Genomic DNA, 14,224 nt, shown 5'->3' on the forward strand with positions numbered 1-14,224 from the left:
CTTCCCGCCTTACCGGCCCTGCGCCTGTCTTATTCTGCTGTGATATACTTATCCAGGATTCCCTGAACAGTGCCGTCCTCAATCAGCTCGTTCAGCGCTGTGTTGATGGCGTCACGAAGAGCGGTATTGTCTTTGGATACAGCGATTGCGTAATCCTCTACTGCATACTCTGTCTCCAGAATCTTCAGGCCTTCATTTGCCTCTACAAAGCTGAGAGCCGGCTGCTGGTCGATAACGACACAGTCTACCTTGCCGTCCAGAAGAGCCTGCACAGCGGTAGCTCCGTTTGTATACGGAATAACCATGTCATCGCCGTAGTCTGTAGAGCAGTAATCCCATCCAGTTGTTCCTTCCTGAGTACCGATCAGCTTTCCTTCCAGATCGTCTACAGACGCGATATCGGAATCCTCTGTGACAATGACAACCTGTACGCCTGTCGCGTAGGAATCTGTAAAATCTACATTCTCCAGTCTCTCCGGATCTACCGTCATTCCGGCGATACCTACATCCACCTTACCAGACTGAACCGCAGTGATGATGGAGTTGAAATCCATATCTACAATCTCAAGAGAAAGTCCAAGCTTCTCCGCGATAGCCTGAGCAATCTCAGCGTCGATACCTACCACGGTATCTCCCTCATAGTACTCATACGGTGGGAATGCCGCGTTGGTTCCCATAGTCAGAATTCCTTCTGTCACCGTAGTCACCTCTCCGGCTTCAGCCGTCTCGCCTTCTGTATCTGCTGCGGCAGCGTCATCCGCTGTCTCTTCCGTCTCTTCCACTGTCTCCTCTGTGGCGGTCTGTGTGTCTGTGGACGCAGCGTCATCTGCCGCGCCGGAACCGCAGGCTGCCAGAGATGCACACATAATGCCTGCAAGAAATACAGCTGCTAATTTTTTCATAGTTCTTCCTCCCATATCATGAAAATAAGTGAACCATAATAAATTCACTCTGCTACATTTTATCATCATTTCAGAAAAATACAAGAGACAAGACGCATAAATCCGAAGAAAAAATGCATAATTTTTCGTTTCTTATTAATAAAACTGCTTCTGCTCTCCCCCTGTTCGACATTGACAACCAAGCGGAGTGTGGTATACTGAAAATCTGAATAACGGCCTTCTCCTTTCAAACGGGAGTCTGAGCGCCGGGAAATGAGGTTTGAAAACATGAATATTTTGGAATGGCTGAAGGTTCTGCTGCTCGGTATCGTAGAAGGTCTGACCGAATGGCTTCCCATCAGCAGTACAGGACATATGATTCTCGTTAATGAATTCATTCAATTGAATGTAAGCAAAGAATTTATGGAAATGTTCCTGGTTGTCATTCAGCTGGGAGCGATTCTCGCTGTCGTAGTCCTTTATTTCTGGAAACTGTGGCCCTTTACCACCCCTTCCAAAGGCTGGATTAAAAAAGGCACCTGGTCTCTCTGGTTTAAGGTAATCGTGGCCGTACTTCCGGCAGCCCTGATCGGAATTCCATTTGACGATCAGATTGACGCCCTGTTCTACAATTACCAGACTGTAGCAGCCACGCTGATCATTTACGGCGTTCTATTTATTATAATCGAAAACCGCAACAGACACCGAACGCCGGTTATCACCACCTTTCAGGAGCTGAGCTATTCCACCGCTCTTCTGATCGGCGCCTTCCAGGTACTTTCCCTGATTCCCGGAACCTCCCGCTCCGGCGCTACGATTCTGGGAGCCATGCTTTTGGGAACTTCCCGCTACATAGCCGCGGAGTTCAGCTTCTTTCTGGCAATTCCGGTCATGTTCGGAGCCAGCCTTCTGAAGCTTGTGAAATTCGGTTTTAACTTTACCGGGACGGAAATCGCAATTCTGCTGGTCGGAATGCTGACTGCCTTTGTAGTATCGATTCTGGCTATTAAGTTCCTGATGAGCTATATTAAGAAAAATGATTTCAAGGCTTTCGGCTGGTACCGTATCGTCCTCGGAATCCTTGTGATTCTCTATTTTGTATTTGCGGGCTGAGCCGCGCCTGCCCGGCACAATGCCCGCAGGAATAAAATTCCGATTTCTATAAAGGGCCGGCCGGTCATCTGATTCAGATGACCGGCCGGCCCTTTTGCAGTTCTCTAAATCTTCCAGATTCTCTCTGACATATCTGAATATCTGCTGTCTATCTTTTCAAAATGCTTTTACATGGTTTCCAGAAGCTTCTCCACGCTTGCCAGCTTCACGCAAAGCACAAACAGATCTGTTGCCATGGCCAACTCTTCCTTCGTCGGATAGGAAGGAGCAATACGAATGTTGCTGTCCTTCGGGTCTTTGCCGTAGGGATAGGTAGCTCCAGCTCCGGTAAGCACTACGCCTGCCTCCTTACATTTCGCCACGATAGACTTTGCGCAGCCCTCCATGGCATCGAAGGAAATGAAATAGCCTCCCTTGGGACGTATCCAGCTTCCAATCTCCAAACCGCCCAGCTCTCTGTCCAGAGTATCCAGCACTGCCTCGAACTTCGGACGCATGATATCGGCATGTTTGCGCATGTGCTCATGAATTCCATCCAGATTCTTGAAGAAACGCACATGTCGAAGCTGGTTTACCTTATCATGTCCGATGGTCTGCACCGTCAGCTGCTTTCTGATATCCTTCAGGTTATTGGGAGAAGCCGCAATACAGGCTACACCGGAACCCGGGAAGGTGATTTTGGAAGTAGAACAGAATTTATATACCATATCCGGATTTCCGGCTCTCTCACATTCTCCGAGAATCTCAATCAGGAAATCCTGATCATCGTCATAGAGATGGTGCACACAATAAGCGTTATCCCAGTAAATGCGGAAATCTTCCGCAGCAGGCTTTAATCTGGCAAAACGGCGTACCGTCTCATCTGAGTAAGTGATTCCCTGGGGATTGGAATATTTCGGCACGCACCAGATTCCCTTGATGGCCGGATCAGAGCTTACCAGTTCTTCCACCATATCCATATCGGGGCCGGCAGGCGTCATCGGGACATTGATCATCTCGATTCCAAAATACTCCGTAATAGTAAAGTGGCGGTCATATCCCGGCACCGGGCAGAGGAATTTCACCTTATCCAGCTTGCACCAGGGAGTGCTGCCCATCACACCGTGAGTCATGGATCTGGCTACAGTGTCGTACATCACATTCAAACTGGAGTTTCCATAGATAATAATCTTATCCGGGGATACCTCGGACATCTGGCCCAGAAGCTCCTTTGCTTCCTTTACACCATCCAGAACACCATAGTTCCGGCAGTCTACGCCCTCAGAATCCTTCAGATCTGTGCCGCTGTTCAGCACATCCATCATTCCCATGGACAGATCCAGCTGCTCTGCGCTGGGCTTTCCCCGGGACATATCCAGATGGAGATCCTTTGCCTGTACCTCGCGGTACCGGGCATCCAGCTCCGCTTTCAGCGCAAGCAGTTCTTCCTTACTCATTTCACGGTATGGTTTCATAATTTTCCTCCTCTTTGCGTTTTTCTCTATAGCAGATTATCCTTTCTCAGAGGGTTTGTCAAGCTTCATTTTCACCGTTCTCTGCTGATTCGCCCGTTTCTTTTCCAAAAACCTCCTCTACCAGCCGGTTGTACTCCTGCCACATGGGATGATCCCGAAGCTCCTCCAGCGCCGCCGCGATAGAGCGGTACATCCAGGCATGCATGTTCTTGTCCTTCTCATTAAACCGTTCCCAGACCTTGTCTCCTATGATACACTGATCCCTGTATATTGCCCGGAGATTGGCAAGCTTGTCCGCCAGCGCCAGCATCTTGGCGTCGGTATCTGCCTCAGTCTCCAGAAAAGTAATCGTCTCCTGCTTGCGGGTCTTCCAGGTCAGCGCCGCCGGAAGATTTCTTCTCTTGTCCTCGCTTTCGTTCATTACTAAATCAGTAATTCTCCGCCCAAATCTGGCAAGCAGATCCTCTCTGGTGGCCTCCGTGTCTTCAATCACATCATGAAGTACAGCGGCCGCAATCACCTCTTCATCATCCGTCATAGCCGAAACAATCGCAGCCGCTTCAATAGGATGCACAATATAAGGAACATTCGTGCCTTTGCGGGTCGTACCGGAATGTGCCTTCGTAGCAAAAATAATCGCGTGGTCCAGTAACGTCAGTGTCTTATTTTCCATTTGTCTCCTTCACTTCTGTCCTCACCGGCCAGCTGTTCCTGAAAATCTGCTGCCGGGCGTTCTGTTTCCCTTTCTGTCCTGTTATCCGTGAACCCGCAGTACAGAGGATATCTCCTTTACCATTGACATCTCTTTCATCACCAGCAGCGCGTCGCGGAAATGACGCTCCAGCACCAGATCCGTGATTACCACGATCTCCGCTGTTCCCTCTGCCACATTTTTCTGAATCACCTGGGAAATGCTTACATTATTGTTTCCAAATACAGAAGCAATTCCTGCCAAAACACCGGGGCGATCCTCAACGCTGAGCCTCAGGAAATACCGGCTCTGCATCTCTTCCGCCGGCTTTACCGGAAGATTCTTATAGCAGGTACAGCTGATTTTCCCCGTACAGCCCGCCTGAATATTTCTGGCAATCTCAAACATATCTCCCACAACCGCGCTGCCTGTGGGAAGCTTTCCTGCTCCTCTTCCAAGGAACATGGCGTCATCCACCGCGTCTCCATGCACAAACACCGCGTTAAAAGAATCGTTTACTGTCGCAAGGGGATGAGAGGCCTCAAGCAGCATGGGGTAAACCCCTACTTCAATACCGTCTGCCGTGTTTCTCGCCACGCCCAGCAGCTTAATCACCATGCCAAGCTCAGACGCGTAACTGATATCCGCCGCCGTAATCTTTGTAATTCCTTCCGTAGCCACATCCTGAAAGGTCACCCTGGAATTAAAGGCGATAGATGCCAGAATCGCCACCTTCCGGGCCGCGTCAAAGCCCTCGATGTCTGCCGTAGGATCTGCCTCCGCATATCCCAGCTCTGCAGCCAGAGCCAGAGCCTCGGAAAACTCCATATGATCTGCTGTCATCCGGGTCAGGATATAATTCGTGGTCCCATTGACGATTCCCATCACTTCCGTGATATGATTGGCCGCCAGGCACTGCTTGAGCGGGCGGATAATGGGAATCCCCCCTGCCACAGCCGCCTCAAACATCAGATCCCGTCCATACTCCTCCGCCGTATCCAGAATTTCCCGCCCGTATTCCGCCAGGAGATCCTTATTTGCCGTCACTACATTTTTACCGGCGCGGAGCGCCTCCAGAATATAAGTTTTGGCAGGTTCTATGCCTCCCATTACTTCTACCACTATCTGAATCTCCGGATCTTCCAGTATCTCCTGCCAGCTGTCTGTCAGCAGCGCACTGTCAATTCCTTCTCTCTTTTTCGCTGTATCACGCACCAGTATTTTTTTCAGTTCTATAGAAACCCCGAGCTTTTGGGGCATCTCCTCCTTCTGCCACTCAAGAATCTGGCAGACGCCCCCTCCTACTGTTCCCGCACCCAGAAGCGCGGCTTTTATCACCGGAACACTGTTCATCTTCTTTTCTCCTGTCTTTACCAATGATCTAACCGCATGGGCAGAGACTCCATGCCTCTGCCCATGTCTTCTTTTTTCAGTGTACTATGATTTTCCGGGCCTGTCAAATCCGAAAGCCGCTGTCTGAATGCTTTCCGACTCTTTTTACTGCTGAAATTCTGTCATGCACGGACGGAACCGGAGCGGCAGAAGATTCTGCTGGCATCTGGGATTTCTCCGTTCTTCAATGGCAATACTTTTACAGAAGGCTCTCCACAGAGACTGAAATTCCGCTTCCGCGTCCGATCGTCTTTCCATCTGCCGCAGATCCAGCATCCGGGCATCTGCAAGAAACCAGGGACTATCCTTTCTATGGACAGCAATCTGCCCCCGTCCCACATCATGAATGATCCAGTTCTCCTGACGAAGCCGGTCCGCAAAATGCGGCGCAATTAGGGACAGCACCGCGTAAGGCGGTTCCATCCGGGCATAAAGGATGGCTCCGGGCAGTTCTTCAAACCGCAGGAATCCCAGCATCCGTTCCGCTTCATGCCACGCCTTATACCGGAGCTGCTCCACCAGAAGAACCGATGGGTCCTGAAGGCAGTTGACCGCCTTTCTCCCATCGCGCATGGATAGCCCCAGCACAATCAGACGGTATATAGCGTCTGCCTTTCTTTCATCAGGACAGGCGGCCGCGTAACAGACAGCTTCTTCCGCCTTTACTCCCATTCTGCATCTGACGGTCTGCAGAACCTTTTCCGCTTTCTCCAGTTCCGTGGAAACCGTGCGGTATTCACAGAACAGCTCCATCGTATCTTCTGTATCTGTCTTAAGCTTCACATTCCTGTGCCCCAGCCTGCTGTCCCAGGCCTCATATACTCCTGTCAGAATTCCGTCCAGACTGTCCTCACATAAAAATACTGTCATCATTACACTCTTTCTCTCTTTCTCCCATTTTCATGCAGGAGCGCCCGCATTTTTATCATCAGGTTATCAGAAGCTGCTGTTCCTCCGCAGACAGGGGCATTCCGTCGTCAAAAAGGGAAAGCTGCCGGTAACTTACATCTCCCCGGAGCTCCGGCGGCAGTTTTTCCTTTACATACAGAAGATTTCTCGTAATATAGTCCTCGTCTATCCGGATGGGATACATGGTCCTGCCTCTGCAGGTAATGAAATAAAGAGCTCTTTTCAACACTACGCCCATCTTCTTTAAATCCGGAAAATCCAGGCTTCCATGCCTCCTCGCCTTTACAATCCGCTGAGCCGACTTCACTCCGATCCCCGGCACACGCAGAAGCGTCTGGTAAGACGCCCGGTTAATCTCCACCGGAAAGTGCTCCAGGTGCCGGAGCGCCCAGTCACATTTGGGGTCAAAGACCATATTGAAATTCGGCCTGTCCTCCGAGAGAAGTTCTCCGGCTTCAAACCCGTAAAACCGCAGAAGCCAGTCTGCCTGATACAGTCGGTGCTCCCGAAGGAGCGGCGGCCCTCCTGGCAGAGCCGGGAGGGCGCTGTCTTCATTCACCCTCACAAACGCAGAATAAAACACCCGCTTCAGATCGAATTTCTGATACAGGGATTCTGCCACGGACATGATTTGGAAATCATTCTCCGGCGTGGCTCCGATAATCATCTGCGTGGACTGGCCTGCCGGAACAAAACGGGGCGCGTTCCGGTAGAGCACCAGCTCCTGCCTGTTCTCTTCCATACGGTTCTGCACCTGTCTCATGGGCTTCAGAATCTTTTCTCTGGTCTTTGCCGGAGCCAGCTTCTTCAGGCCTTCCGCCGTAGGCAGCTCCAGATTCACACTCATACGGTCCGCCAGAAAACCTGTCTTTTCAATCAAAAGCGGATCGGCTCCCGGAATCGCTTTCACATGAATATAGCCCCCGAACTGGTACTGCGTCCTCAGTTTCAAAAGAGTCTGGTACAAAAGCTCCATGGTGTAATCCGGACTCTTCAGAATCCCGGAGCTTAAGAACAGGCCCTCAATATAATTTCTCCGGTAAAAGCCGATAACCAGTTCACAGATTTCATCCGGCGTAAAAGTTGCCCTCGGCACATCGTTGGAAGAACGGTTCAGGCAGTAGCGGCAGTTAAAAATACACTCGTTGGTAAAAAGAATCTTCAGCAGGGAAATACACCGGCCATCCGCCGCAAAACTGTGGCAGATACCGGCGTCAAAGCAGTTCCCGATTCCTTTTCCGTTATTTCCCCGGGAAGTGCCGCTGGAAGTGCAGGCCACATCGTACTTGGCCGCGTCTGATAATATTTTCAGTTTTTCCATAACCGGGAGCTGTTCCGGAATTTTGTGCTGCTGCATGGCGGTCTCTTCTTTCTGTCACTTCATCTCTGTTATTCGCAAATGCGTAAAATCGAACATATGTTTGTATTCAGTGTATCATACTCTTTTCCGGATTGCAAGAACTTTTCATTCATGGCAAAACATTATACAGAATCCTCTAATGTCAAAAAGCCTTCCGGAAGCGGATATCTCTATCTCCGCCCACGGAAGGCCTCTTTTTTTGAACTGTTATCTCATTAAAACTCCGCCTCAATCCACGGATTTCTGACCTTGTCAAACTCACCTGCGTCCGCCGCCTCGGCATAAGCCGGGTCCATCGGAATCCTTCCAAGCACCTTCAGATTTTCCTTTTCGGCAATCTCATCCAGATGGCTCTGTCCGAAGGGATAGAGCTTCTTTCCGCAGTCCGGACACTGAAGATAGGAATAGTTCTCCACGACGCCCTTCACCGGAATCTTCATCTGCTCCGCCATGCTCAGCGCCTTCTTCACAATCATCTGTACCAGATCCTGCGGAGAAGTCACCACCACAATCTCATTGACCGGCAGAGACTGGAAGACTGTCAGCGGCACGTCGCCGGTTCCGGGCGGCATATCTACCAGCAGATAGTCCAGATCGCCCCAGATCACATCGGTCCAGAACTGCTTTACAATGTTGGCAATGATCGGTCCGCGCCAGATGACTGGCGTATCCTCTGCCGGAAGCAGAAGATTCATGGACATAAGCTTAATCCCGTTTTTGGTAACACGGGGTTCGATTCCCATGTCGCTGGCCTCTGCAGGGCCATGGATTCCGTACATACGGGGAATGGACGGTCCGGTAATGTCCGCGTCCAGAATTCCCACCTGATAGCCCTTCGCAGCCAGCTCATTGGCGATGGAGGCCGTCACCATGGACTTGCCTACGCCTCCTTTGCCGCTGACCACGCCGATCACGCGGCGGATGCAGCTGTATTCATTGGCGTCCACCTGAAAACTTGCCGGCTTCTTCTCCCGGCTCGGACATCCTTCGCAGCTTGTCTTATCGCAGCTGCTGTTGTTACATGCTTTCTCACTCATGTATCCTTACCTCATCTCTCTTTTATTCTATCGCAGACGGCATATGGGCGGCCGCCTTCCGGATTCTGCCGGAGTTTTTGCGCGCCGCTTCTGCCGCAGACAGCGGATTTAAAATTTCTTTCTCCAGGTCTGTGGAGCAAACAGCATCAGAAGCGGCAGAATCTCAAGCCGCCCAAGCAGCATGTCCAGACTCAGAACAATCTTGGAAAAGCAGGAATACGCGGCGAAATTCTCCACAGGACCTACTTTCGCAAGGCCGGGTCCCACATTGTTCAGGGTAGTCAGCACCGCTGTGAAATTTGTGGTAAAATCGAAATTATCCACAGAAATCAGCAGTACGGAAACAGCCAGAATCGCAATATAGCAGATCATATATACATAGACGCCCCTGGTATTCTCGTCTGTCAGCCGCTTTCCGTCCAGCTTCACCACATTGACCGACTTGGGATGCAGCACCTGTCTGACCTCTCTTGTGACAGTCCTCGCCAGAATGATAATACGCGAGACCTTGATGCCGCCTCCCGTGCTTCCCGCGCAGGCGCCAATGGCCATTATAATCAGAAGTATGGTTTTGGAAAACTCCGGCCACAAATCAAAGTTTGCCGTCACGAATCCTGTCGTCGTGATGACAGAGGCCACCTGAAAAGCCGCATAGCGGAAAGCCTTCAGCGCAGTCCCGTAAATATGCGTGATATTTATGGTAATCAGGGCGATGGAGGCCGCCACAATCCCCAGATAGGTACGCAGCTCCTCGCTCTTAAATACAGCTTTAAACTCCTTCAGCAGCAGCAGGTAATACAGGCTGAAATTCACGCCGAACAGCAGCATGAAAACCGTAATCACTCCGTCTATATAAGCGCTGTCGTAAAAGGCCACGTTGGCATTCCGGTTGTCAAATCCGCCTGTGCCGGCCGTACTGAAGGTATGTACAAGCGCATCATAGAGATTCATCCCGCCTGCCAGAAGCAGGATCACTTCCGCCAGTGACAGCACAATATACATTCCATACAGAATCCGCGCCGTAGAACGGGCTTTCGGAACCAGCTTGTCACAGGTAGGTCCCGGCATCTCCGCCCGCATCAGGAACATGGAGTTCTTCGGGCTCAGCGGCAGGATGCTCATGACAAACACCAGCACGCCCATGCCTCCGATCCAGTGCGTAAAGCAGCGCCAGAAATTCATACCCATGGGAAGCGCCTCGATGTCCGTCAGTATCGTGGAACCTGTGGTCGTAAACCCGGACACAATTTCAAAAAAAGCATTGTCAAATCTGGGAATACAGCCGCTGAACACAAAAGGCAGGGCGCCGAACACAGACCAAAGTATCCACGCCAGCGCAACGATCACAAAGCCCTCCTTTGCGTAAAGCGTCATATCTTCCGGCTTTTTGGAAAGCAGCAGCGACAACACTGTTAAAATGGCTATTACAATCAGAAAATATACGCCGCTGCTCTCCTGATAGAGCAGCGACACAAAAGTGGGAATCAGCAGCAGCACGCCTTCCATCAGCAGCATCTTCCCTACGATATATCTTATTATCCCGTAATTCATATCTGTCCCTCTGAAACTGTAAAATACAGTTTTTAAACGGCTGCCGTTTTTCGAAACGGCTACCGCAGAATATCCTCCAAATCCTCAAGGCCCTGCGCCATAGATACCACGATAACGCTGTCGCCTACTTCCAGTGTATCATCGCCGCCCGGTATGATGATCCGGTTTTTCCTTACAATACAGGCCACGAGATGATTTTCCTTCAGCGTCAGGTTTTTCAGCGGAATCCCCGTATACTTCGCTTTCTCCCGTATCAGAAATTCCAGAGCCTCTATCTTTCCGCCGATCAGCTTGTAGACGGTCTCCACATTGCTGCTTCCCATGGAGTTCTTCATGGCGCGCACATAACTGGTAATCGCATTGGCTGTAACGTTTTTCGCCGAAACCACGCTTTCGATGCCAAGCTGCTCCACCATGCTCTCCAGACCTTCATCATTGACCTTCGTGACAATTTTGGGCACGCCCCGCATCTTTGCGTACATGGACATGATGATATTCTCCTCATCCATGCCGGTCAGCGTCACAAACGCATCCGCCTTTGCGACCCCTTCTTCTTCCAGAAGCTCATGCTCCGTGGCATTTCCATGAATGATAGTCGCCTTGGGCAGCAGCTCACAGAGTTCTGTACAGCGCGCTTCACTCTGCTCTACAATCTTCACCTGCATGCCAAGGGCCAGAAGCTGCCGGGCAAGATAATAAGCCACCCGGCCTCCTCCGCAGATCATGACATTCTTTGCCTTGTTCCGCATGGAATTTGTCAGGCGGAAAAACTTTTCGATCTCTCTGTGAGACGCCGCGATATTGATTTTGTCTCCTGCTTCCAGAACGAAACTGCCGTCCGGAATATATACCTTCTGTCTCCGCTGTACCGCGCAGATCAGCATCTTGATCTGATATTTTTTATAAAGCCCGCTTAAAGGTACTCCGGCAATCACGCTTTTTTCGTTCAGCGTCACCTCCACCAGCTCTACCCGGCCTTTTACAAAAGTCTCTATTTTGGCGGCGGACGGAAAAATCAGAACACGGGAAATCTCCCCCGCCAGAGCAAGCTCCGGATTTACTGCCATGCTCAGCTTCAGATCTTCTTTCAGAAGATGCATCTGCTCCGCGTATACAGGATTTCTTACCCTCGCTATGGTCTGCTTTGCCCCAAGCCTTCTGGCAAGCAGGCAGCAGAACAGGTTCATTTCGTCTGTAGAAGTACAGGCGATAACCAGATCCGCCCCCGGCACATCCGCCTTCCGCTGCACTTCCGCGCTTCCTCCATCACCAGCCACACAGGACACATCCATCTCATTGACTGTGTCCGACAGTTTCTTTTCACACTGATCGATCAGCGTCACATTGTAATTTTCTCCTGACAGCTGCATAGCCAGCTTATGTCCCACTTTCCCGTCTCCGATGATTACAATGTCCACATTTACTCCCCCTGTCTTTTACCGAAAACGATTTGTCTCAAAGTGCTCCATGGTCTTCAGACAATTCAGCACCTGTCTGTATTTTTCCTTTGTGCTTCCCTTTCCGAGAACAATATCCAGCGACACGGCAATGCTTTCCAGCAGCTGATCGTCCGCGTACGCCTCCCAGGACTGAAACAGTTCCAGCTTGTCCTCATAAGTCTCAGCGTCCAGAAAGCGCAGCAGAAGCGGATTGCTTTCCTTTGGTTCCTCTATCTTTTCAAACCGGTACTGCTGTTCCGCATCCGGGTACTTTGCCCGATCCACCTCGCTTACAAACTCCTCATAATCTCTGACCCAGAGTTCTTCCTCTCCGTACAGAGCCTGATAGACCACTACCGGTCTCTCTGTGCCGGCATCCTTTGCGATGCCCGTCACCTGATACAGTCCGCCCTTGAAATGGCGGTAATACTCTCCTGCCTTTACTTCTCTCACACACAAACCTTCTTTCCTATATTTCCGGAAATCCGCCCGATTTTTACAGCTCCTCTTGATCCAGATTCTTCTCTTTCAGCCTTCTGTATACCCACTCCCGAAGAAGCGTATACAGCACGGACGCAATGGGAATAAACACCAGCATTCCCGCAATCCCCATCAGATTTCCGCCCACCGTGACCGCTACCAGGACCCAGATAGAAGGCAGGCCTACGGAATTGCCCACCACATGAGGATAGATCAGATTTCCCTCCACCTGCTGCAGCACAAGAAACAGCACAATAAACGCCAGCGCTTTCATGGGATTGACCACAAGAATCAGAAAGGCTCCCACCGCGCAGCCGATAAAAGCTCCGAATATGGGAATCAGAGCAGTGACCGCCACCAGAATTCCGACCAGAAGCGCATAAGGGAAGTTCAGAACGCTCATCACCACAAAAAACATGGTTCCCAGTATGATCGCTTCCAGGCACTGGCCTGTTATGAAATTTGTAAAAGTACGGTAACTTAAAGAGAAGACATACATGATCCGCTCCGCATGCCTTCTCGGAAATACAGCTTTTAAAAGCTTCTGCGCCTGAGCGCTCAGCTTCTCCTTTTGAATCAGTACATAGCAGGAGAAGGCAAACGCAATGACAAAAGTATAGACTGCGTTAATAATCCCTCTGGCCACTACAACCGTATAAGTCAGTACACTCTCCGCTCCGGTACGCAACATATTCAGCGCCGTCTGCACCATGGCTTCCCAGTTCATTTCAACACTATTGAGCCAGGCTGTAACCTGCTCATTGTCACGGAACACGTTTTCCAGCCATTTCTGCCCTCTCGGAAGGGCGGCTTCTATCTGAACCGCCAGATTGGTAATCGTAGAGCTGAGCTCCGGCACGACGACAAAGATGACAAATACAATCATGGCAATCACAATCACAACTGTCAGAAGCAGGCTTAAAGGGCGTGCCAGCCCGTTTTTCTTCTCTTCTTCTCTCCTGCCGAACAGTTTTTTCTCCAGAAAGGCCATGGGAACATTCAGGAAAAAGGCGATGGCGCTTCCAAGCACAAAGGGCAGAAAAATCGTCCAAATCACATTCAGCGTTCCAAGCACCACATCCAGGCGCTGGACCCCTACCAGCAGCACAACCGTAAATGTGATCAGAAGCATCAGCTTTTTCATATTTTCCCGGTCCAGATTCATGTGTCCACTCCTTTGCCGCATCTGCAACTGTCTCTGTAGAGAGCATAATCCACCTGCCGGAAAGTGTCAAGTATCTGGCTGAAAATATTTACGCAAGCTGCTCCGGAAGCACGGAGACATCGTTCTTAATGGTGGACAGGACATACAGCGTCTTTGTCCAGGACACGCCTGGCATCTCCTTGATGTCCTGATGAATCAGTTCCAGGCTGTGGGAAGAATCTGTCACAATTTTCAGGAGATAATCTACATCCCCTGCTATATAATAGCACTCGGAAATATTGGGATGAGCGGAAGCCTCCTTTGCGAACGTTTCCCCGAATCTGGGATGCTCCAGGCGCACGGATATAAATACCGTCAAATCGTTGCCCAGCTGCTTTTCGTCCAGGACGACCGTATACTGCTGAATCATCCCTCTGGCCTCCAGCTTCCGTATCCGCTCAATGACAGCTGATACAGACAGGTTTATGGTCTGACTGATCATCGAAGCTGTCTGCCGCGAATTTTCCTTAAGACATTTTAAAATACTCAGATCGATGCTGTCCATACTTGATACCTCCCTGACACAAACCAAATTCACGCATTTGCGCGCATGGCGTCCTTTCTTCCACTATGGCGGGAAAATCTTCCAGAACGCAAAAAGGCAGCTTGCTTTCGCAAACTGCCTTTGTCTACTCTGAGAAACATCATAGCAGATAAAATATTTTTTGTCCAGAAGCATTTTTCACAAATTTTTATCCAAATGCCTCAATGAT

13 protein-coding genes are annotated in these 14,224 nt (G+C 50.4%); 1 reads left to right on the forward strand and 12 read right to left on the reverse strand.

What is annotated here, in order from left to right:
* Positions 1–29: 29 nt before the first annotated feature.
* Positions 30–902, reverse strand: coding sequence for an ABC transporter substrate-binding protein (locus tag B5E82_RS01845; protein ID WP_087305711.1), 873 nt, complete (start codon positions 900–902; stop codon positions 30–32).
* A 267-nt stretch (positions 903–1,169) separates the two neighbouring features.
* Here B5E82_RS01845 and B5E82_RS01855 point away from each other — a divergent pair, with 267 nt between their 5' ends.
* Positions 1,170–1,994 (forward strand): undecaprenyl-diphosphate phosphatase, encoded by an 825-nt coding sequence (locus B5E82_RS01855; protein WP_206415609.1) that lies wholly within the window; start codon positions 1,170–1,172, stop codon positions 1,992–1,994.
* A 167-nt stretch (positions 1,995–2,161) separates the two neighbouring features.
* Here B5E82_RS01855 and B5E82_RS01860 read toward each other — a convergent pair whose 3' ends face one another.
* From B5E82_RS01860 to B5E82_RS01910, 11 genes are all read right to left on the reverse strand, one after another.
* The gene (locus tag B5E82_RS01860) at positions 2,162–3,448 is read right to left on the reverse strand and encodes an aminotransferase class I/II-fold pyridoxal phosphate-dependent enzyme (protein WP_087305713.1); all 1,287 of its coding nucleotides are present in this window, start codon (positions 3,446–3,448) and stop codon (positions 2,162–2,164) included.
* A gap of 58 nt (positions 3,449–3,506) precedes the next feature.
* Entirely contained in the window at positions 3,507–4,121 is a 615-nt protein-coding gene (locus tag B5E82_RS01865) for an HD domain-containing protein (protein WP_087305714.1), read from the reverse strand.
* Between the two features lie 81 nt (positions 4,122–4,202).
* The gene (locus B5E82_RS01870; RefSeq protein ID WP_087305715.1) at positions 4,203–5,492 is read right to left on the reverse strand and encodes a homoserine dehydrogenase; all 1,290 of its coding nucleotides are present in this window, start codon (positions 5,490–5,492) and stop codon (positions 4,203–4,205) included.
* 144 nt (positions 5,493–5,636) lie between these two features.
* Positions 5,637–6,404 (reverse strand): TIGR03915 family putative DNA repair protein, encoded by a 768-nt coding sequence (locus B5E82_RS01875; protein ID WP_087305716.1) that lies wholly within the window; start codon positions 6,402–6,404, stop codon positions 5,637–5,639.
* Between the two features lie 55 nt (positions 6,405–6,459).
* Positions 6,460–7,797 (reverse strand): putative DNA modification/repair radical SAM protein, encoded by a 1,338-nt coding sequence (locus B5E82_RS01880; protein ID WP_087305717.1) that lies wholly within the window; start codon positions 7,795–7,797, stop codon positions 6,460–6,462.
* A 218-nt stretch (positions 7,798–8,015) separates the two neighbouring features.
* Complete coding sequence (locus tag B5E82_RS01885) at positions 8,016–8,837, reverse strand: Mrp/NBP35 family ATP-binding protein (protein ID WP_087305718.1); 822 nt, start codon at positions 8,835–8,837, stop codon at positions 8,016–8,018.
* A 108-nt stretch (positions 8,838–8,945) separates the two neighbouring features.
* Positions 8,946–10,388 (reverse strand): TrkH family potassium uptake protein, encoded by a 1,443-nt coding sequence (locus B5E82_RS01890; RefSeq protein ID WP_087305719.1) that lies wholly within the window; start codon positions 10,386–10,388, stop codon positions 8,946–8,948.
* 59 nt (positions 10,389–10,447) lie between these two features.
* The gene (gene trkA / locus B5E82_RS01895) at positions 10,448–11,806 is read right to left on the reverse strand and encodes a Trk system potassium transporter TrkA (RefSeq protein ID WP_087305720.1); all 1,359 of its coding nucleotides are present in this window, start codon (positions 11,804–11,806) and stop codon (positions 10,448–10,450) included.
* A gap of 18 nt (positions 11,807–11,824) precedes the next feature.
* Positions 11,825–12,280 (reverse strand): DUF1653 domain-containing protein, encoded by a 456-nt coding sequence (locus B5E82_RS01900; protein WP_162610677.1) that lies wholly within the window; start codon positions 12,278–12,280, stop codon positions 11,825–11,827.
* A gap of 43 nt (positions 12,281–12,323) precedes the next feature.
* Positions 12,324–13,472 carry an AI-2E family transporter gene (locus tag B5E82_RS01905; protein ID WP_087305722.1) on the reverse strand — a complete coding sequence of 383 codons (1,149 nt, stop codon included), beginning with the start codon at positions 13,470–13,472 and terminating at the stop codon, positions 12,324–12,326.
* Positions 13,473–13,560: 88 nt separating this feature from the next.
* Entirely contained in the window at positions 13,561–14,016 is a 456-nt protein-coding gene (locus tag B5E82_RS01910) for an Lrp/AsnC family transcriptional regulator (RefSeq protein ID WP_087305723.1), read from the reverse strand.
* Between the last annotated feature and the right edge of the window lie 208 nt (positions 14,017–14,224).

This window comes from Lachnoclostridium sp. An138 (assembly GCF_002160765.1).
GTDB classification, from domain to species: Bacteria; Bacillota; Clostridia; order Lachnospirales; family Lachnospiraceae; genus Laedolimicola; species Laedolimicola faecalis.

Coding starts and splice junctions, on each gene's coding strand:
- B5E82_RS01845 (WP_087305711.1), bottom strand. CDS start 902: ATGAAAAAATTAGCAGCTGTATTTCTTGCAGGCATTATGTGTGCATCT.
- B5E82_RS01855 (WP_206415609.1), top strand. CDS start 1,170: ATGAATATTTTGGAATGGCTGAAGGTTCTGCTGCTCGGTATCGTAGAA.
- B5E82_RS01860 (WP_087305713.1), bottom strand. CDS start 3,448: ATGAAACCATACCGTGAAATGAGTAAGGAAGAACTGCTTGCGCTGAAA.
- B5E82_RS01865 (WP_087305714.1), bottom strand. CDS start 4,121: ATGGAAAATAAGACACTGACGTTACTGGACCACGCGATTATTTTTGCT.
- B5E82_RS01870 (WP_087305715.1), bottom strand. CDS start 5,492: ATGAACAGTGTTCCGGTGATAAAAGCCGCGCTTCTGGGTGCGGGAACA.
- B5E82_RS01875 (WP_087305716.1), bottom strand. CDS start 6,404: ATGATGACAGTATTTTTATGTGAGGACAGTCTGGACGGAATTCTGACA.
- B5E82_RS01880 (WP_087305717.1), bottom strand. CDS start 7,797: ATGCAGCAGCACAAAATTCCGGAACAGCTCCCGGTTATGGAAAAACTG.
- B5E82_RS01885 (WP_087305718.1), bottom strand. CDS start 8,837: ATGAGTGAGAAAGCATGTAACAACAGCAGCTGCGATAAGACAAGCTGC.
- B5E82_RS01890 (WP_087305719.1), bottom strand. CDS start 10,388: ATGAATTACGGGATAATAAGATATATCGTAGGGAAGATGCTGCTGATG.
- B5E82_RS01905 (WP_087305722.1), bottom strand. CDS start 13,472: ATGAATCTGGACCGGGAAAATATGAAAAAGCTGATGCTTCTGATCACA.
- B5E82_RS01910 (WP_087305723.1), bottom strand. CDS start 14,016: ATGGACAGCATCGATCTGAGTATTTTAAAATGTCTTAAGGAAAATTCG.